Origin of the sequence: Streptomyces iconiensis, from assembly GCF_028657195.3 — a bacterium.
GTDB classification, from domain to species: Bacteria; Actinomycetota; Actinomycetes; order Streptomycetales; family Streptomycetaceae; genus Streptomyces; species Streptomyces iconiensis.
In genome coordinates, this window is the sequence record NZ_JANCPR020000022.1 from 115,007 (window position 1) to 135,098 (window position 20,092).

Below are 20,092 nucleotides of genomic sequence, written 5' to 3' on the forward strand. Positions count from 1 at the left end.
CTGAACGATGTCCTGGCGCGGGCACCGGCGCCTCCGCCGGCAGACGGGTGGTCAGGCCGGCGTCAGGGGGAGCTCCGTCAGGCTGAACCGGGGCAGTCGGATGCGCAGGGTGCCGGTGTTGTCGGGCTGAGGAGCGCCGGTGGCCAGGGGCCGGTATCCGTCCGGGAGCCGGAGAGCGATGTCGTTGTCGTCGGCCCGGAGATTCACCAGGCTCAGGGTGAGGCGGCCTTCCCCGGAGGAGTACAGCGTCACCCGGCAGTCGGACAGGGAGCCCAGGTTCAGCAGGGAGCCCTCCGCGAAGCGCGGAGCGCGGCCTTCAGGGAAGTGGTCCAGCAGGGTCACCTCGTGCGCCAGGGCGCCGAGGCGGGACTCGGCTCCGAACCGGGAGGCGGCTTCGGGCGTGTGCCGCGGGACAGGCGCGAAGACGTAACGGAACCGCACAGGGCCCGGCTGCGCCGGTGGCGTGTTGCACGGCCAGAAGTTGTTCATCACGTAGGCGTAGAGATGCCCGCTGGTCTCGGAGAACCGCCGGGGCCAGGTGCCGCGTACCAGGTCGGAGGAGGAGAACAGGGCGCTGTCCGGGGCCGACCAGATCACTCCCGGGCCGTCGGGGGCCGTGACGGTGACGGCGGAGGTCGCCGACAGCCACTCGTTGGAGGAGCCCGGTCCGTGATCGGCGCGCGGCTCCACCCAGCCCAGTTGCCTGTCGTAGCGAACGGTCGGCTCGTCCACCAGGAACGGGAAGGCGACGGAGACCGACTCCATGTCCAGGACCGGCAGTTTGGTCAGCTCGACGGTCAGCTCGCAGGTCTCCTTACCGTCCCGCAGCAGCAGTTCCAGGGCGATGTCGCTGAGGCCCGCACCCTCGCCGGCCCAGCGCAGCCGCACGCCGTCCGGTGTGCTGCGGGCGCCCAGAAGCCGCATCGAGGGCTGTTCCTCGACGAGGCGGGTGGGGGCGCCCTGGTGGTAGCGGGAATCCAGCTGGCGGATCGGCGTACGGTCATGGGCCGCGCTGTCCGCCGCTCCGGCAGCGGTCAGGCGCACCAGCTCACCGAGCGCGAACGGGGCTCCGCTGTCGAGGAGTTCGCGTCCTGATGGGCGGTGCCGCAGACCCACGGGGAGGCCGTCCGCGGCGCGCAGCCGTACCTCCCACGCCTCGCTGGTCACCGTCTCCCCGGTGGGGACGGGCTGCACGGGCGTCCGTTCCTCGGGGCCCTGGTCGTGGGCCGGCCCCCGGGGGGCCTCCGCTCCGGCGGGCTGTGCGGCAGCGGGCGCTTCTCCGGCGGGCACGGTGCCGACGCCGTCCGTCAGGGGCAGGCGGCGGTAGCCGAGAGCGGGCATCTCGTCGAGGACGAGGCGTACCCGGAGCATTCCGGCGCAGTCGCTCAGGACTTCGAACGGCACCGGCCGGCCTTCGGCATCCAGGGGCGCGACTCCTTCGGGCAGGTCCGCCTCGGCGGTCAGCTCCGCCGGCCAGGGGTGAGGGTTGTGCACCAGGAGGCAAGGGCCGTCCGCACCCGTCGCCTCAGCGAGCTGGCTCAGTGCGCGACGGCTCTCGTCGAGGGAGATCCGGGCGGCGTCGTCGATGGCCCGCCGCTTCCAGTGGAGCTGGTCGGCTATCTGCGGCGCGTGCGGATGCGCGGTGGCACGCGCCCAGTTCCAGGTGTGCTCCCCACCGGTGATGAGTCCGTCCCAGGCACGGTCCAGGGCTTCGCGGTGCGGCCGGTAGCCCTCGTCCAGCAGTTGTACGGAGGCGGCGAGCTGTTCGGCGACGGGGAGGAGTACCTGGGCCTGCCGGTAGGCGGCGGCGTCCGCTGCTGAGGAGGCGGGGCCGTCCTCCCAGAAGCTGCCGCCCTCCGCGCGGTGCACCGGCAGCCGCTCCCGCAGCGGCGCGACCGCGCCCAGGTAGTCGGCGAACGTGGAGATCCGTATGCGGGGATGGGCGAAGGCCGCGTTCCAGCGCTCCGCGAAGCCGGCGTCGCCGTCGCCGAGGTCTTCGTTGTCGGCGTGGGTGCCGATGAGCGCGAGGTCCGAGGGCAGGTAGTCAGGGCGTTCGTAGCGCTCCACATAGCGTTCCAGGCCGTTCACCGCGCCGGCCACCGACTGGGGATCGGCGGCGATGAACCGCAGCTGCGAGTAGTGGTCGGCGAAGTGGGCCAGTACCTCGCTCCCGTCGGGGGCCCGCCACCGCACGGGAGAGGCCAGGTGCACCTCGTCGCTGTCCTCGGTCGCCGCCCTGTGGTGGTTGGACATTCCGACGAAGCCGTCCACACCCGCGGTGCGCAGCACGGAGGGCAGGACTCCGGTCCAGGTCGGCACGTCGGTGATGTTGGCGTAGCGCGGTACGGCGCCAGGGCCCGGCGGGAGCGTCAGGCCGAAGTCGAGGGCGCGGCGCAGCTCTTCGAGGTGGGTGATGCCTGTCAGCAGATTGCTGTGGAAGGCGTTGACGCCGAGGGTGCCGGCGGCGACGGCCTCGCGCAGGCGGGTGCGGCGCTGGGGCGAGCGGGTGCGCAGGTACTCACGGACAACGACGGCCCCGTCGACGCTGAAGCGGAACGCGGGGTCCTGCGCCTGTCGGTCGAGGGCCTTGTCGATGTTGCGGCAGTGCAGCTCCATGGCCTTGGCCTGGGTGTCGGTGAAGCCGAGGTCGAGGTGCACGTGGGGGATCAGATGCAGGGTCCAGCGGCGTGCCGGGGTGAGGTCCGCGCGGTGCACCGTCTCTTCGTTCGCGCGGACGGTGAACTCGCTGCGCTCCGTGAACCCGGGGGCGGGAAGCCGCCAGCGGGTCATGCCGAAGTCCCGGTCTCCCGGAGCGTCCGGCACGGCCAAGCGGTGGCCGCTGTACTCAAGGAAGAGGCCGCCGGGAAGGGTCGCGCCCGCCGGGACGTCCGCCGTGAGTTCGACCAGCGGGACAGGTTCAGGCTCGCCGTGCAAGTAGAGGGGTGTGGACCGCAGGGTCCATGCGAGGTCGCGGCGCGGCGGGCCTGCGGCCGGTTCCAGACGTACGGCGTTCCAGCGCAGGTAGGAACCGAACCACTTGCCGTACTGCGTGCGGGGGAGGGGCAGTTGTTCGCCGGGGTGGTGTGCCGTCCCGGCGGACGGCGGGCGCGGGGCGCCGGTGGCGGCTGCCTCGTCCAGGACGGTGGTGACGGACAGCTCGTGGCGTCCGGGGGCCAGCCACTGTGCGGGCAGCTCCACGCGGAGCGTGCCATGGCCGGCGACCGGGCCCGGCTCCCCGGTCCTGGTGCGGTCGGCGCGTTCCACGGCGAGGTGGTGGACGGAGTGGTGCCGACCGTCCAGGGACACCTTGAGATCGGGGCAGGGCCCGCGCTCCGCGGCGTATTCCAGGTGCAGAACGGTGTCCTCGGACCGCTCGACCGTGAACGCGGTGACGATGCGGTGCGCGCTGTGGCCGCCGTCGGCGTCGTGGATGCCGGGGTGCACGTCAGGCCAGGCCGCGCCGGGCCGGGCGGTCTCGACGTGCACGGTGGGCACGCCGTCCGTCAGTGGCCAGGGGCCGGGGTGCGGCGCGGGAGTCAGCTGCCACAGGCAACGGTCGGACGTCATGGTGGGTGCCTCCTGGAAGCGGGTGGCGGCCGGAGCCGGCTACGCGGGTGCGTGGTCGCGGGCGAACGGCGGAGCGGACGCGGGGCCCCGGTGGACGGGCGCCGCGCGCGAGTTGAGGGCCGTGCGGTTCAGAGCGCGCCGTACCGGATGACGGTTGTCGGCACCACGACACGGCGGGTCGGCTGCTGGTTCTCCGTGCCGTTCTTGATGCGGTCGATGAGCAGGCGGGTGGCCTGGCGGCCGATTTCGTCGGCGTCGTAGGACACGATGGTCAGCGGGAGTCCGAGTACGTCGGCGAGTTCGAAGTTGTCGAAGCCCGCCAGGGCGGTCTGCAGCCCCAGGCGGCGGACCGCGCGGACCGCGCCCTGGGTGATTCTGTTGTTGGTGCAGAACAGCGCGGTGGGTGCCGAAGGCCCGCCCAGCACGTCCTTGGCTGCCGCTTCCGCTGTGGCGATGTCGACCAGACCGCGCCGGACCCGGTGCTCGTCGGGTTCCAGGCCGAGTTCCTCGTGGGCTGCCCAGAAGCCGCGGAACCGTTCCGCTCCGGTGTAGAGCGCCGGGGGGTTGCCGAGGAATCCGAGGTCCCGGTGGCCGTCGGCGAGGAGCTGTGCGGTGGCCTCGCGGGCGCCGTCGAAGTCGTCGACGAGAACACAGTCCGTGTCGATGCCTGCCGGGGGGCGGGCGGCCAGGACCATCGGCATGCTGGTCATGGTCTGGGCGAGGTGCTCCTGACGGCTTCCCGCCGGCACCACGATCATCCCCTCGACCCGGTGGGACGCGAGGTCCTCGACGAGGTCGCGCTCGCGGTCCGTCTGCTCGGCGGTGTTGCTCAGCAGCACGCGCATGCCCTGCTCGGCCGCCACTTCCTGGACGCCCAGCGCCAGACGCGAATAGAACGGGTTGGCGAGGTTGGTGACCACCAGCCCGATCATGCCGCTGCCCCCGAGCCGGAGGCTGCGCGCGGTCTCGTTGCGCCGGTAGCCGAGTTCCTTGACGGCCGTCAGTACGCGCTTGCGGGTGGCGCCGCTGACGCCCGGGTCGTCCTTGAGTACCCGGGACACCGTCATGGCGCTCACCCGCGCGAGCTGGGCGACATCCCGCATGGTGGGAGTGCCACCGGCTCGGCTGCTGGACACGTTGTCCGTCCTCTCTATGACTGGGGCCGCGTTATCGGGGCTTACTACGGGGGTCGCGCTGTCGGGCAGAGGCTCGGCCGGTGTGGCGGCTCAGGGCTCCGGCCGCGGATCGAGGGCGCGACGGGCCGCTCCGACAAGGGCGGCGTCGGCGGACCGCGTGGCCTTCAGCAGGGCGGGCGGGCCATTCCGTCCGAAGGTCTCCTCCGCCCAGGAGGCGGCGAGTCCGGCTTCGACGAGGTCCCATGAGGCGGACATCGAGCCCCCGACGACGACGGCGGTGGCGCCGAACTCCCGGCACCACGGGGCCAGAACGTGGCCCAGCGCCTGGAAAGCGTAGCCGATGGCCTGCGCGGCGCTCGCCTCCCGTCTGCGGGCGCGGGCTGCTATCTCCCGTACATCGGGCAGGGGGCCGGTTCCGCTCCGCCGGGACAGCGACGCGTACTTCGCGCGGATGGCGCGGCGGGAGACGACGTCCTCCAGCGCCTGCCCCCGTACGGTCAGCCGGTGGACGTGCCCGCCGGGCGGCACCCCGGGTCCCCGGTGCACAGGGGTGCCCCCGGCCAGGAACGAGGAACCCACGCCGGTGCCGAGCGTGAGGCACACGACCCGGTCGTGTCCCGCGGCGGCACCCGCACGGTGCTCGCCGAGTGCGAAGGCGTCGGCGTCGTTCAGGAAGTGGAGCGTACGGGCGTCCTGGCCGAGCCGTTCGCACAGTCCGCTGCCCACGTCCACGCCGTGGAGTGCCTCGAACTTGCCGATGCCGCGGAACCTGCCCGTGCCCGTGGCGTAGTCGAACGGGCCGGGGATGGCCACACCCCAGTCCCGGCTGTGCGGCACGCGCAGGCGCCGGGCCGTCGCGGCGAGGGCGTCCAGGATCTCCCCGGCGCCGTCGTCGGAGTCCAGGGGCTCGCGCACGACGGAGCCGGGGAGCGGAAGACCGGAAGCGGTCTCCACGAGCGCGGCCGTGACGTGCGTACCGCCGACGTCGAGCACCGGCGTCGGGAGTTTCTCCGAAAGAACCTGAGCGGTCATACGGGCGTCACCAGTGCCTTGACGACGTGGAGGGGCTCGTCGCCGACGGGGTGGATGCGGTAGGCGCCGGCGGCGGCGGGGACGGTGAGAGTTTCCGCGAACGCCAGGTGGTGGGTGTGCCCCTCGGCGGTCTCCACGACGGCTCCCCGGCCCGAGGCGAGGTTGAGGATGTGGAAGCGGCCCGCTGTGTCGTCGTACGCGTGGCATCCGGCGCCGCCGTCGATCACGATGCGGTGCACGGCGTAGAACATCTCCGGCAGGGCACCGAGGACCTCTTCGCGCCAGCCGGGCCCGTGCCGGATCGTCCGCGGCTGCTGCACCAGGTCCTTGAGCACGTCGTCGCCGCGGCGCGCTGTGTCCAGGTTGGCGAAGGCGTGTTCATAGGGCAGCGGGCGTGAGGCACCTGCCGCGTCCTTGCGCAGCCAGTCGTAGAAGCGCAGGGAGTACAGGTACGGGGTCGCGCTCACCTCCAGGACGACGTTGCCCTCTCCCGACGCGTGCGGAGTTCCGGCCGGGATCATGAACAGCTGGCCCGTGGCGGCGGGATGGGTCTGGACGTGCGCCTCCACGTCCATCGCCGTGCCGTCCCCGATCGCCTGCTCGACCTGCGCGCGCATGGTGTCGGTTTCGGCATCGCCCCGCAGGCCGAGGAAGATCTGCGCACCGGGTTCGGCGGCGGTGACGTAGTACGTCTCGTGCTGGGTGTAGGGGCGGCCGAACACCTCGCGCATGTAGTCCTCCCTGGGGTGGCAGTGCAGCGAGAGACTGCCGCCTCCCATCGTGTCGAGGTAGTCGAAGCGGAGCGGGAAGGACGTGCCGAAGCGGGCGCTGACCTCCTCGCCGAGCAGGTCCTCGGGGTGCAGCACGCACAGGAGTTGGAAGGGAAGCTCGACCTGCGCTCCGGCGTCGGCGCCCACCAGCACCCCGGCCTCGGGGGCGATCAGCTCGTAGCCGAGCGCCGTGTTGCCCGCCCGTGGGGTGAATCCCAGCTCGTCGGCGGCCCAACGGCCGCCCCACGGTGTGGAGTTGAAGTACGGACGCGTCCGCACCGGGCGGCGGGCCAGCTCCGCGAGGGTGGCCCGCATCGCCGTGCCCTCCAGCGACGCGGGCGAGGACGGGTCCTGCAGGTCGATCCAGCGGTCGATACGGGGCGCCAGCGCATCGCGGTGCCGATCGCACACCGGCCAGTCCGTGTAGAACAGCCGGCGCAGCGTGCCGTGCGCGTACGGGTGGCCCAGGTTGACCCCGACGGGCAGCGAACCCCCGGCGACCGCGGCCTCGGCGAACCGCTTGGGCAGGTCCGCGTACCAGAGCACATCCGCCTCGCACAGCCCCGCGCCCGGGCCGATGACCAGCGTCACGCCGGCGCCTTCCGGTCGCTCGGGCCGGGGCACCGCGTCGAACAGGTCACCGACCGACGCGGTGGAGAGCGGCCGGAAGAACGGGTCGTCCCCGGGAGTCCCGGATGCCTCCAGCCGCTCGGCGCGCTCCCGCGACCAGTGCTCCCGCACGTCCAGCAGCGAGACCGGTCGGCCCAGGGACACGAGTGCCTCCGTCAACTGACGTGCCGCATGCGCCCAGTTCAGGGCCGCGGGGCCGTCGACGGCGAGAACGAGGGGCCGGTCGGCGTCCAGGCCGGCCACGGCAGCTCCCCACCCGGTACTGACGCCGGAGCCTGACGGCGCGTAACGGGGGTTGAGTTCGTACGGTCGGGCCTGGTGCTGCTGCACGTCTGCTCCTGAGTCGCGAGTGAGGTGGGGTGCGGATCGGTGGCGTGCCACGAGGGTTTTGTTAACGATACCAATCTCTCCCTGAAGTGCCAGCCCTGTATCTCCGTTCCTCTCATGTCATCTGAGCTGGCACTTTCCGCGAGGCTTGCAATGTTCCGCCGTAACGCTCTTGTGGCACCTATGTGTTCTCGTTAACCTCCTCGCAATGCACCGGCCGTTCCGTGCCGATCGGCACACACGGAGACCGCGCCTTCACGGCTGTGGCCGGGCAGCCTCTGGGGCCTCGGGCCCCCGGCAGGACGTGACTTCCATCCGTCACACTCCGGCGAAAGGGCACCAATGACATCGTTCGGTACGGCGCGGGCGGGCTCACCCGCCGCGCTCGGCCGACGCCGCTTCCTCGCCGCTCTCGGCGCGGGTGCGGCGGGCCTGGCGGCGGCCGGCTGCGCACGGGGCAGCAGCACCGCTGCCGTGCCGGGCACGGCGAGCATCAGCACCGACAACGGGACCTGGGACGAGGGCTACCGCAAGGCGGGCAGGGCGCTCAAGCCCCTCACCGGGTACGGCCTCCGTCCCCTGTCCAACCCTTCGGCGACCTCGTACAAGCAGGTCACCCAGATGACCCTGCAGACGTCCCGCGCCTCCGACATGCTCAAGTGGGCGTCCGGCTACGAACTCAAGTCCCTGGCGCGCGGCGGAGAGCTCTCCGACCTGTCGCGGTTGTGGGACCGGTACGAGAAGAAGGGCTGGGCCCGCCCCTCGCAGCGCGCCTCGCTGTCGTACCGCGGGAAGGTCTACGGCATCCCGCTGTACGAGTCCTACTACGTGGTGTTCTACAACAAGCGGGTCTTCGCCCGACTGGAACTGCGCCCGCCCGCCACCTGGGACGAACTGCTGCACTGCGCCACCGTCCTCAAGCGCAACCGCATCACCCCCTTCGTGGCCACCCAGAACGGCAGTTGGCCCGCCTACGAATGGTTCCAGGAACTCGTCAGCAAGATCGACCCTGACTTCTACAGCGCGCTCGTGGGAGGCAGGGCGCGGTACACCGACGGCGTGGCGCGTCAGGCGCTGGACATCTGGCAGGGCTTCATCCGCAAGGGCTGGATGACGCCCCCGGACTTCGACCAGAACAACGGTGCAGCCGCCCTCAAGGGGGGCAGGACAGGCATGTTCCTGCACGGCACCTGGCAGGCGCAGAGCCTCACCGGTGCCGGGATGCGCCCCGGCAGGGACTACGACGCGTTCATCCTGCCGACCGTCGGGAAGTCCACGCGGAAGTCCGTGATCACCGAGTCCGGCGTCCTGGCCGTTCCGCGCAGCGCGACCACGCGCGAGGCCGGAATGGCCAACGTGGGCGCATGGCTGGCCCCGCCCGTCCAGCGCGCGTGGACCGACTTCCTCCAGGATGGTTCGGCCAACCCGGTCGTACGGCCCGGCAATCCGGTCGTGGCCCAGCTCAAGGAGACCATCGCCCGGGAGCGGGTGACCCGCCTGATCCGCTACGGCGAGGCCAGCCCACCCAATCTCGTCCAGGGCAACACCCAGGACCTCGCGGGCTTCATGACGGAGCAGTCCTCCGCCGACGCCACCCTGCGCAGCATGGAGGCGCGGGCAGCGGACGAGTGGGCCACATGGAAGCGGGACGAGGCATGAGCGCGTCCGCGACCCGGCCCGCTGCCGGCACCCGTCCCGCAGGCACCACGGACCCCGTTAGCCCCAAAGACCCCACGCCTGCGGGGCGGCCTCCCTCTCCCCGGCGCAGAGCCCGGCGCGGCCTGCCACTGCGCGAGCGGCTGACGTCCGGCGCCTTTCTGGCCCCGGCCGTGCTCCTCGTCGGGGCGCTGCTGCTGGCGCCGTTCGCTGCCACGCTCTGGCGCAGCCTCTTCAACGACCACCGGGCCTCCGGCTTCGCCCAACTGGACAACTACCGGCTGTTCTTCACGAACGAAGCCCTGGTGCGGTCGGTCGAGAACACGCTGATGTGGGTGGCGGGCACGGTCCTGCTGCCCTTCGTTCTCGGACTGGCCATCGCCTGCATGACCGATGCCACCCGCTGGTCCCGGTTCGCCCGGCTGTGCGTGGTCACGCCGTACGCGCTGTCCGGCGCCGCCGTGGCCGTGGTGTGGAACTTCGTGCTGACGTCCGACGGCGCGCTCAACCAATTGCTCAAGACCGTGGGCCTTGACTCGCTCGCGCACGGCTGGCTGCTGGAGTGGCCCAGCAGCACGGTGGTGATGATCCTCGCCAACGCCTGGCAGGCGACCGGGGTGGCCGTCATCCTCTTCCTCGTCGGGCTGCAGGGCATCCCGCCGGAGACCCTCGAAGCCGCGTCCCTGGACGGCGCGAGCCCCTGGCAGCGGTTCCGCCATGTCGTCCTGCCCCAGCTCCGCCCCGTCTCGATCATCGTGATCGGGATGAGCCTGGCGAACGGGCTGAAGTCGTTCGACCTGATCTGGGTGCTCACCCAGGGCGGTCCAGGGCGGGCGACCGAGACCCTGGCGGTCTCCATGTACCAGGAGACCTTCCTGCTGCAGCACCCCGGCGCGGGCGCCGCCATCGCGGTCGTCCTCACGGTGATCGTCCTCGCGGCCTCCTGGCTGTATCTGCGACGCCAGCTCGACGCGAAAGGCGAATGACCATGCGGACCGTGCCCCTTGGCCGAATCCTGCGGAACACCACCCTGATACTCCTCGCCCTGCTGTGGGCGGTACCGACCTGGCTCCTGGTGGTCAACGCCATGGTCCCCGCAGCCGAGTACGGCGGCAGCCCGCACTGGTGGCCACAGGGATTCGGGCTGCTCGACAACATGCGGCAGGCATGGGACCGGGCACAGCTCGGGCCGTCCATGGCCAACAGCCTGCTGTACGCGGTGACCAGCTCACTGGTGGCCATTCTGCTCGCCACCGGCGCCGCCTTCGCGGCGGTCGTCATGCCCGTACGGCGCCGCACCCTGTGGTTCTGGCTGATCTACTCCGGAACGCTGCTGCCCCTCCAGGTCTTCCTCCGGCCGCTGTTCCTGTCGTACGCGGACTTCGGTCTGTACGACACACAGATCGGCCTGGTGCTGGTGTACGCGGCCATCGCCGTCCCCTTCGCCTTCTTCATCATGCGCAACTACGCCATGACGCTGCCGCGCGAAGTGGTGGAGGCCGCGCGGATGGACGGTGCTTCGTGGTGGCGGCTGTTCTGGCGGATCCACGTACCGCTGTCGAGGTCCGCGATGGTGGCCGCCTTCGTCTTCCAGTTCGTCTCCGTCTGGAACGACCTGCTGTTCGGCATCACGCTCAGTACCAGCCGCAACATCCGGCCCGTCATGGCGGCGCTCGCCGAACTCCAGGGCACCTACGTCTCGGTGGGGCCGCCGGTGGTGCTCGGCGGCGCGATCCTCGTCTCGCTGCCCACGGTCGTCCTCTTCTTCTCCGCACAGCGGTTCTTCGTCAGCAGCCTCAAACTGACCCGCTGAGCGCTGACGCCCGCCTCCTCCCCACTCCGTACACCGCCACTCCGTACACCGCCCTCCGCACACCGCAAAGGACGCTCATGCGCAGAACGCTCTTCCGCCGCACCGCTGTCGCGACGGTGCTGGGCGCCGTGCTGTTCACGGCGGCACCCGCGCACGCGGACACCCGGGCAGACCAGTGGACACACCGCGCGGAAAACGCCTACACATCCCTGCAGACGCACCTCTACCAAGGGGCTGACAACCACGGGCTGTACCGGGAGAAGACACCGGGACAGCCCGGGGACAACCCGCACTCGTTCGTCTGGCCGCTGCGCGAGGCCACCGCGGCGACACAGGACATGGCGCGGCTGCCCGGCTCGGGACCCGCGTACGGGAAGGACGTGGACGACCGGTTCCGTACGCTGCGGCTCTACTACGCGGACAGCGGCGGCCGGCCCGGCTACCAGTCCTACCTGCCCGCACCGCTCGGCAAGGGCGGTGACGTGTTCTACGACGACAACGCCGTGATCGGGCTGTCCCTGATGGACCAGTACCGCGCCACGGGGGACACGCGCTACCTCGAACGGGCCGAGGACACCGCCGACATCGTCAGCCGCGGCTGGGACGACGACCCTGCCAAGACGTGTCCCGGCGGGATGGACTGGTTCGACGGTCCCGCCAACGACACCCGCGCCGCCAACGTCACAGGACTGTCGGCCCAGTTGACCGCCGAGCTGTACGCGGCGACGCACGACAAGCGGCAGCTCGACCGCGCCCGCGCCTGGTACGGGTGGAACCGCGACTGCCTGCGCCAGGAGCCCGGCCTGTACTGGAACAGCCACAAGGACGACGGCAGTACCGACAAGACGCTGTGGACCTACAACTCCGGGGCCATGGTCGGCACGGCCACCACGCTCTACCGCGCCACCGGCGAGCGCGCGTATCTGAGGCAGGCCGTCGAGGACGCGAACGCCTCCCTCGACCACTGGAAGCAGGGTGACCGTCTGCACGACCAGCCCGCCGTGTTCAACGCGTTCTACTTCAAGGACCTCCTCGCCCTGAACGCGGTGCACCCCGACCCGGACTACCGGCGGGCCATGGAGACGTACGCGGCGGACACCTGGAAGTCGAACCGGGACGCGGCGACCGGGCTGTTCCGCTTCCAGCCCTCGGGCGGCGGCGACTACGACCCCCAGGCCCCGGCCGAGACCCTCGAACAGTCCGCCATGGTGCAGATCTTCGCCACCCTCGCACGCACCGACCCGCACGGCTGAACACCGCCTCTCGTACGGAACCGACCGAAGGACTGAGCACGCCCATGTCACACCCGCCGTTGACCCGCCCCTCCTGGTGGGACTCGGACATCGCCCGCGACCTCCTGCGCGAACGCGTCGTCACCAGCACCGGCACCCTCGGCGCACACGAGGTCCGGCTGTCCTGCGAGCCGCTGCTGCGCCGCGACGGCGAAGGCGGCCTGCTCCAGTCCGTACGGGTACGCCTCGTGGGCACCGGCGGCGCCGCGCCTTCGCGGGCGCCGCGCCTCACCCGGGCCCGGGTCACCACCGGCGGCGGCTCGGAGGTGCGCTGTGAGGTCGTTCCCGGGCCCGGCGGCGACACCCGGCTGCTCATACCCGAGGTCGAGGCGCCCACGAAGCTGCTGGCCGAGCTGCCCGAGCTGGAGGAGGGCGCCCGGCTGGAGTTCCTGGCGCAGCCGCAGCGGCACTGGACGCTCCATCTCGTCCAGCACGCCCACCTGGACATCGGCTACACCGACCCGCAGGGCACCGTGATGGCCGAGGGCCGCTCGTACCTGGACTCGCTGCTGGAGCTGTGCCGCACCACCGACGACTGGCCCGAACCAGCCAGGTTCCGGTGGTCGGTCGAGGGGTTCCTCTCCTTCGAGAACTGGGCCGCCAACCGGCCCCGGCGGCAGGTCGAGGAGTTCCTGCGCAGGGTGCGTGAGGGCCGGATCGAGCTGACAGCCATGCCGTTCAACCTCCACACCGAGACCTGCTCGACGGACGAGCTGCACGAACTGCTGCGCCCCGCGAGGGAGTTGAGCCGTACCCACGGCATCGACATCCGCTCAGCCATGCAGACGGACGTGCCGGGCCAGGTCGTCGGCCTGCCCGACGTGCTGGCCTCCAACGGCGTGCGTTATCTGTCCGTCGCCCACAACTGGGCGGGCCGCGCCGTGCCCCATCTGGTGGGCGGGGAGCGGCTGCCCCGGCTGTTCCGCTGGCGGGCGCCCAGCGGTAGCGAGGTGCTGGTCTGGCGCACCGACACCCCGCACGGACTCGCGTACATGGAGGGTTCCGTCCTCGGCTTCGACGAGTCCTACGAGCGGGTCGACGACCTGCTGCCCGCCTACCTGTCGGCCATGGCCGCCTTCCCCTACCCCCACGAGGGGCGGGGCATCCCCGGCTTCCCTGTCCTCGGGCCCGCCGGGGACGCCGGAGCGAGCGCGGAACCGTACCCCTGGGACGTCCTGCACCTGCGCGTCCTGGGCAAGTTCGCCGACAACGGGCCGCCGCGCCTGATCATCCCCGAGACCGTGCGCCGCTGGAACGAGGAATGGGCCTTCCCCCACCTGCGCACCTCTCGCCACCAGGACTTCTTCGAGGACGCCGAGAGCCGGCTCGGCGACCAACTGGAGACCTTCGAGGGCGACTGGACCGACTGGTGGGTCGACGGCGTCGGCGCCGGAGCCGTACCGATGGCCGCCACCCGCCGGGGCCAGGCGTCACTGGCCGACGCGCAGACGGTCGCCGGATACGCGCACGCCCTCGGCGCCCCCGACAGCGCGGCGGTCACCCGGGAGGCGCCGGAGGTCTACCGCGCTGCGTCCCTGTTCAACGAGCACACGTGGGGCGCGGGCGACCCGTGGACCCACGGTGAGCACGGCCACGGATCGGGTGAGCGCCAGTGGCACTGGAAGTACGCCCAGGCACTGCGCGCCCACGACGACGCGGGAACGCTGCTCGACTCCGCCGCCGCGCTGCTGGGCGAGCGCCTCCCGGCCCGCGAAGGGACCCTGGCGGGCTTCCACATCGTCAACACCTGTAGCTGGGAGCGCGCGGAGACCGTACGGCTGTTCCTGCCGGAGAGCACCGTCCCGATGGACACCGCTGTGCAGGTGCTCGACGGGCGTACCGGGGCGTCACTTCCGCACGCGGAGGAGGCCCAGAGCAACGAACGGCACAGGACGGCGGGCCGCTTCCTCCTCTTCGCGCTCACGGACGTACCCGCGTCGGGATCGGTACGGGTGGACATCGTCCGAGGAAGGGGCAGCGAGGCCGGCAGGGGCAGCAAGGACGGTAAGGCCACCGGTGACGCCGCCGGCCCCGACGTCCCGTACGCGCCCGTCGAGCCCGCCGAGTCCACCGTGCTGGAGAACGCGCACCTGCGCGTCCGGGTCGACCTGAGCCGGGCGTGCGTCGCCTCCGTCACCGACAAGCGCACCGGCAGGGAGCTGGTCAGGCAGGACGCGGCCACCGGACTGAACGGCTACCTCTACGACGAGTACGCCACCGCCGGGGGCTTCAACCACCAGTCCAGCAAGACCGTCGCCGACGACTCCATGCACCTGCTCGCTTCCCGGTCAGCGGCCCCGCCCGCCGCGCTCGTCGAGCGCCGCTCGGACGTCACGGGCGAGACCCTCGTCTACGCCTGCACCCCGGCCGGGACCACGGGGCTGCGGGTGACGGTGCATCTGCCGCACGACGCGGCCCGCATCGACCTGGCGAACCGGCTCGCCAAGGACGCGACCCTGACCAAGGAGAGCGCGTTCTTCGCCTTCCCCTTCGCCATGGACGAGCCCGTGCTGCGCATGGAGGCGACCGGAGGCATGACCGGTACCGGGCTGCCCGTCGTACCGGGCTCCGCGGCCCATATGCGGGCCGTGCGCCGCTGGGTGAGCCTCCAGGAGGACGACACCGTCGCGGCCTTGGCCACGCCGGACACCCCCCTCGTGCAGACGGGCAACCTCCGCGTCCCGTATGTCCCGTATCCGTACTCGCTCCCGCAGCACGAGCCCGGAACCGTCTACTCCTGGGTGCACAACAACATCTGGGACACCAACTTCCCCTCCCGGCAAGCCTTCGAGCACACCTTCCACTACAGCGTCGGATTCGGCACAGCGCACCAGCCGGATGCGCACGGGGCAGGTCCTGTGCTCGGCATGCGGACGGCCGCCGTGACCAGCCACCCCCTGGTGCCGGTACGGGCCCGCGGCGCGCTCCAGGAGGACCCGTACGCGGAGGCGTCCTTCCTCTCCGTCGCCGACCCGCGCGTGCGGGTGGTCGGCCTGACGGTGCCCCGGGCCGGCACGGTCCTCGTGCGGCTGCAGTCCTTCGCGGAGGAGGCGGTCGAGTGCCGGCTGGCCCCGGGGTTCCCCGTCGCACGCGTCCGGGAGGCCGGATATCTCGGCGGGCCCGGACGGGAGTTGGAACCCGCGCCCGAGGACGGCGCCGTGCGCCTGGCCCTGCCCAGGCTGGGGACAGGAGCGGTGCTGCTGGAACTCACCGGACAGTGACGGAGCGGCCGTCCCGGCACCGGACCCCCTCACCTCGATCGCGTTACGGAGTAATCGACCCATGCACGACGACCGCGAACTGACCGAAGCGCGCCTGGACCGCGTGCTGCGCGAGCGCGTACGCCCTGCCCTGTATCCCGCGTCCGTGCCGCTGGCCGTGGAGGCGTGGGTGGTCTCCGGGGAACCCGTACCGGTTGCCGAGGGCCTGTCCGCCGTGCACACGCCGGTGGCCGTGGGCGACCGGTGGGGTGCGCCGTGGGACACCACCTGGTTCAAGGTCCACGGCGAGGTGCCGGAGGAGTGGGCGGGGCTGACCGTGGAGGCCGTACTCGACATCGGCTTCGACCCGAGGACACCGGGCTTCCAGTGCGAAGCCCTCGTCCACGAGCCGGACGGCACCCCCGTGAAGGGGCTCAACCCGCGCAACGCGTGGGTGCGCGTGGGCACGCCTGTCAGGGGTGGCGAGCGGGTGGAGTGGCACCTGGAAGCCGCGTCCAACCCGGTGCTGCTGGACCTGGACGGTTTCCTGCCGACCCCTCTCGGCGACCGGAACACCGCGGGTACGGAGCCGCAGTACCGGCTCGCGCGCATGGACCTCGCGGTCTTCGACACCGAGGTGTGGGAGCTGGTCCAGGACCTCGACGTGCTCGGCGAACTGATGCACGAGCTGCCGGTGGACGGCTCCCGGCGTCAGCGGCTGCTGCGCTCCATGGCCCGCGCCCTCGACGCGCTGGACCTCCAGGACGTGAACGGGACCGCGACCGCGGCCCGCGCGCAGCTGGCGGAGGCACTGGCCGCGCCGGCGAACTCCTCGGCGCACCGCATCAGCGCGGTCGGCCATGCGCACATCGACTCTGCGTGGCTGTGGCCGCTGCGCGAGACCGTGCGCAAGGTCGCACGGACCGCGTCCAACATGACCGCGCTGCTGGAGGACTGCCCGGAGTTCGTCTTCGCGATGTCCCAGGCACAGCAGTTCGCCTGGATCAAGGAGCACAGGCCCGAGGTCTGGACGAAGGTCAAGAAGGCGGTCGCCGAGGGCCGCTTCGTCCCGACGGGCGGAATGTGGGTCGAGTCCGACACCAACATGCCGGGCTCCGAGGCCATGGCACGGCAGTTCGTCCACGGGAAGCGGTTCTTCCTGGAGGAGTTCGGCGTCGAGAACGACGAGGTGTGGCTGCCCGACACCTTCGGCTTCGCCGCGGGGCTCCCGCAGATCATCAAGGCGGCGGGTGCGAAGTGGCTGCTCACCCAGAAGATCTCGTGGTCGGCGACGAACTCCTTCCCGCACCACACCTTCTGGTGGGAGGGCATCGACGGCACCCGCGTCTTCACGCACTTCCCGCCCGTAGACACCTACAACTGCTCCATGCTGGGCAGCGAACTGGCCCACGCCGCCCGTACGTTCAGGGAGAAGGGCGCGGCCACCCGATCCCTGGCCCCCACGGGCTTCGGCGACGGCGGTGGCGGAACCACCCGCGAGATGATCGCCAGGGCGCGGCGGCTGCGGAACCTGGAGGGTTCGGCCACGGTCGAGTGGGAGGCCCCCGCCGCGTTCTTCGCCCAGGCCGAGGCGGAGTACCCGGATGCGCCGGTATGGGTCGGAGAGCTGTACCTGGAGCTGCACCGTGCCACGCTCACCAGCCAGGCCAGGACCAAGCAGGGCAACAGGCGCAGCGAACACCTGCTGCGCGAGGCCGAGTTGTGGGCCGCGACGGCAGCCGTACGGGCAGGCTTCCGCTACCCGTACGAGGCGCTGGACCGCATATGGAAGACGGTGCTGCTGCACCAGTTCCACGACATCCTGCCCGGCTCCTCCATCGCCTGGGTGCACCGCGAGGCCGAGCGTACGTACGCGGAGGTCGCCGCCGAACTGGAGACCCTCATCGGTGACGCGCTGGCAGCCCTGACGGGCCGCCGCGACACGGAGGCGGGGCCCGACACCGGGACCGTCGAACTGTTCGCCAACTCCGCTCCCCATGCCCGTTCCGGGGTGGCAGCGGGCGCGCTGGCGCCGGCGGTCATGGACGGCGCACCCGTATCGGCTGAGCCGCGCGAGGGCGGCGGGTTCGTCCTCGACAACGGGCTCCTGCGGGTCGTGGTCGACGCGCGCGGCCTGATCGTGTCGGCGTACGACAAGGAGAACGGCCGGGAGACGGTGGCACCGGGCACGGTGGCCAACCTCCTCCAGCTCCACCCCGACCTCCCCAACGAGTGGGACGCCTGGGACGTGGACGCCTTCTACCGCAACGCCGTCACCGACCTCGACGACGCCGAGGAGGTGCTGCTCGAACGCGCGGGCGGGGCCGTCGAGGCCGCCGAGGACCGAGCCACGGTGCGCGTCACCCGCTCCTTCGGCGCCTCGCGCGCGGTGCAGTGGCTGACCCTGGCGCGCGGCAGGCGCCGGCTGGACATCGAGACCGAGGTGGACTGGCACGAGACGGAGAAGTTCCTCAAGGCCGCGTTCCCCCTCGACATACACGCCGAACGCTGGGCGGCGGAGACCCAGTTCGGGCACCTGTACCGGCCCACCCACACCAACACCAGTTGGGAGGAAGCCAAGTTCGAGGCGTGCGCCCACCGCTTCGTCCACCTGGACGAGCCCGGCTGGGGCGTCGCACTCGTCAACGACTCGACGTACGGACACGACGTGACCCGCACCGTCCGCTCCGACCGGGACGGCGGCACCACGACCACCGTCCGCCTCTCACTGCTCAGGGCACCGCGCTACCCCGACCCCGAGACCGACCAGGGACTCCACCGCTTCCGCTGCGCGCTCGTGCCGGGCGCCGACGTGGGTGAAGCGGTGCGTGAGGGATACCGCGTCAATCTGCCCGAACGCCGGGTGACCGGCGCGTCCCCGGTGGCACCGCTGGTCACGGTCGACAACGACGCGGTGGTGGTCACCGCACTCAAGCTCGCCGACGACGGCAGCGGCGACGTCGTGGTGCGCTTCCACGAGGCCCGGGGCGGCCGGGCGGCGCTCACCCTCACACCGGGCTTCCCCGTCGCCACGGTGACCCCGACCGACCTGCTGGAACGACCTGTCGAGAACGGCCCGGCGATCGAGGGGGAGGGCGACGCCGTAGGGCTGACCCTGCGCCCCTTCCAGCTTGTCACCCTGCGGCTGAGCAGGGCGCGGACCGTCGCGGACGGCTGAGTTCCACGCCGCGCACCCCAAGGCGTCCTGGACCTCGCGATGTCCAGAACCTCGCGAACCCGACGGTCCCCGCACTCGGTGCGGGGTGGGCTCGTGGTCTCGGCGGCATCGTCCGTCGGGCGGGCCTGACCGCAGCTACGGTGAGGAGCTGGGCGCAAAGCTGAGGGGCGCCGGCCTTGTCGGCCGACGCCCCTCGTACATCGGGTCCGATTACGTCAGCGGTTCCGCTCGGCGACGTGCGCGACGAACGCGCTCCACTGGTCGCCGGGGATGCTGAGTGTGGGGCCGTTCTGGTTCTTGGTGTCGCGTACGCAGGCGAGTTGGCCGGCCCCGGCCACCTCGACGCAGTTGCCACCGTCGGAGCCGCTGTAGCTGCTCTTGAACCAGGACAGCCCCTCAAGTTCGCGGACGTCCCGCTTGATGCTCATCGCTCCCCTGCCAACTGCCGGATGAAGGCGGCTGACTCCTTTTCGTTCAGCGCCTGTGACCGCAGCTTGCCATACCGGAGAGCGAACATGCTCACCTCAGCTGGGACACTTACTACATGCCCGATGCCCTGTGACTCGAAGTATGCGAAGTGCTGATGGTCACAGGTCTCAACGGTCACTATCGGGCCGTTCAGGCCCGGATGGAAACCAACTGTCATCGGCATGACCTGGATCGACACGTTGCGCAGTTCCCCCATGGCCAGCAAGTGTTCCTGCTGTGCGCGCATCACCTGACGTGAGCCCAGCACATTCCGGAGCGCGGCCTCGCCGATCACAAACGAGAAGTCGACCATGGGCGTCTTCGTGAGCAACTTCTGCCTGCTGATGCGGGCGTCCACTCGATCCTCGATGGTGTCAGGATCAAGGGCAGGGATGTTGGCCTCGAACAACGCCCGGGCATACTCCGGCGTCTGCAACAACCCCGGGACCAGCAGCGGGTCGTAGTCGAACCGGCTCACCGCATCAAGTTCGATCAGCCCGAAGTCACGGAAGAACGCGGGCAGTTTGGCGAAGTCCACCTCCTCCTGGAGGTCCTCCAGGACGCCGCCGGCGTCCAGCTCGCGTTCGGCCGCCACCGTGAAGGCGGCCTTCGCGGGGCGGCGGCCCTGTTCGATGGAGGCGGTCTGTTCCAGGGAGTAGCCGACGCGGTAGGCGAGTAGTTCCTGTGTGAATCCGGCCCGTTTCCTGAAGCGTCGGAGGACCTTGCCGTATGCGGTCCAGATGCCGGGGCGGTCCTCGGCCTTGGGGGCGCTCGCTCTTGTGCGGGGAGCCCGTTTGGCACGGTCGGGTGTCGAGGTCGCCGGGGCGGCCTTCTGCTGCTGCCTGCCGTTCGCGCGTTCCATGCGCATCACCGCGCCTTTGTGCGGACGTGGATGAGGGAACTCGTACGTTACGCGCGTGCACGCACTGTTACCGGGGGAATCGGGGAACGTTCGTGAAGCGCCAGTGCGCGCCACCCTCCGCGGTTGCCCGTACGGACTCGTACTGACCCGTACGGACTCGT

At 71.1% G+C, this 20,092-nt stretch carries 12 protein-coding genes; 6 read left to right on the plus strand and 6 right to left on the minus strand.

Going from position 1 to position 20,092, the window contains the following annotated elements:
• Window positions 1-51: 51 nt before the first annotated feature.
• The 4 genes from NMN56_RS22455 to NMN56_RS22470 all read right to left on the minus strand — a co-directional run bounded on the left by NMN56_RS22455 (window position 52) and on the right by NMN56_RS22470 (window position 7,465).
• Entirely contained in the window at window positions 52-3,567 is a 3,516-nt protein-coding gene (locus tag NMN56_RS22455) for a glycoside hydrolase family 38 N-terminal domain-containing protein (protein ID WP_274040916.1), read from the minus strand.
• 128 nt (window positions 3,568-3,695) lie between these two features.
• The gene (locus tag NMN56_RS22460; protein WP_274041081.1) at window positions 3,696-4,670 is read right to left on the minus strand and encodes a LacI family DNA-binding transcriptional regulator; all 975 of its coding nucleotides are present in this window, start codon (window positions 4,668-4,670) and stop codon (window positions 3,696-3,698) included.
• 123 nt (window positions 4,671-4,793) lie between these two features.
• Window positions 4,794-5,735 carry an ROK family protein gene (locus NMN56_RS22465; RefSeq protein WP_274040915.1) on the minus strand — a complete coding sequence of 314 codons (942 nt, stop codon included), beginning with the start codon at window positions 5,733-5,735 and terminating at the stop codon, window positions 4,794-4,796.
• Complete coding sequence (locus NMN56_RS22470) at window positions 5,732-7,465, minus strand: class I mannose-6-phosphate isomerase (protein ID WP_274040914.1); 1,734 nt, start codon at window positions 7,463-7,465, stop codon at window positions 5,732-5,734. The genes NMN56_RS22465 and NMN56_RS22470 overlap by 4 nt, the downstream gene beginning before the upstream one ends.
• A gap of 339 nt (window positions 7,466-7,804) precedes the next feature.
• Here NMN56_RS22470 and NMN56_RS22475 point away from each other — a divergent pair, with 339 nt between their 5' ends.
• From NMN56_RS22475 to NMN56_RS22500, 6 genes are all read left to right on the plus strand, one after another.
• Window positions 7,805-9,121 carry an ABC transporter substrate-binding protein gene (locus NMN56_RS22475; RefSeq protein ID WP_274040913.1) on the plus strand — a complete coding sequence of 439 codons (1,317 nt, stop codon included), beginning with the start codon at window positions 7,805-7,807 and terminating at the stop codon, window positions 9,119-9,121.
• Window positions 9,118-10,104, plus strand: a complete 987-nt coding sequence (locus tag NMN56_RS22480; protein ID WP_274040912.1) for a carbohydrate ABC transporter permease — start codon at window positions 9,118-9,120, stop codon at window positions 10,102-10,104. Before NMN56_RS22475 ends, NMN56_RS22480 begins: the two co-directional genes overlap by 4 nt.
• Before the next feature lie 2 nt (window positions 10,105-10,106).
• Entirely contained in the window at window positions 10,107-10,931 is an 825-nt protein-coding gene (locus tag NMN56_RS22485) for a carbohydrate ABC transporter permease (protein WP_274040911.1), read from the plus strand.
• A 77-nt stretch (window positions 10,932-11,008) separates the two neighbouring features.
• Entirely contained in the window at window positions 11,009-12,184 is a 1,176-nt protein-coding gene (locus NMN56_RS22490; protein WP_274040910.1) for a glycoside hydrolase family 76 protein, read from the plus strand.
• Between the two features lie 44 nt (window positions 12,185-12,228).
• Complete coding sequence (locus tag NMN56_RS22495) at window positions 12,229-15,444, plus strand: glycoside hydrolase family 38 N-terminal domain-containing protein (protein WP_274040909.1); 3,216 nt, start codon at window positions 12,229-12,231, stop codon at window positions 15,442-15,444.
• Between the two features lie 61 nt (window positions 15,445-15,505).
• Window positions 15,506-18,601: an alpha-mannosidase gene (locus tag NMN56_RS22500; RefSeq protein ID WP_274040908.1), complete on the plus strand. Its 3,096-nt coding sequence runs from the start codon at window positions 15,506-15,508 to the stop codon at window positions 18,599-18,601.
• 215 nt (window positions 18,602-18,816) lie between these two features.
• Here NMN56_RS22500 and NMN56_RS22505 read toward each other — a convergent pair whose 3' ends face one another.
• Together NMN56_RS22505 and NMN56_RS22510 are read right to left on the minus strand one after the other, a co-directional pair.
• The gene (locus NMN56_RS22505) at window positions 18,817-19,029 is read right to left on the minus strand and encodes a DUF397 domain-containing protein (RefSeq protein WP_274040907.1); all 213 of its coding nucleotides are present in this window, start codon (window positions 19,027-19,029) and stop codon (window positions 18,817-18,819) included.
• The gene (locus NMN56_RS22510; RefSeq protein ID WP_274041080.1) at window positions 19,026-19,931 is read right to left on the minus strand and encodes a helix-turn-helix domain-containing protein; all 906 of its coding nucleotides are present in this window, start codon (window positions 19,929-19,931) and stop codon (window positions 19,026-19,028) included. The genes NMN56_RS22505 and NMN56_RS22510 overlap by 4 nt, the downstream gene beginning before the upstream one ends.
• Between the last annotated feature and the right edge of the window lie 161 nt (window positions 19,932-20,092).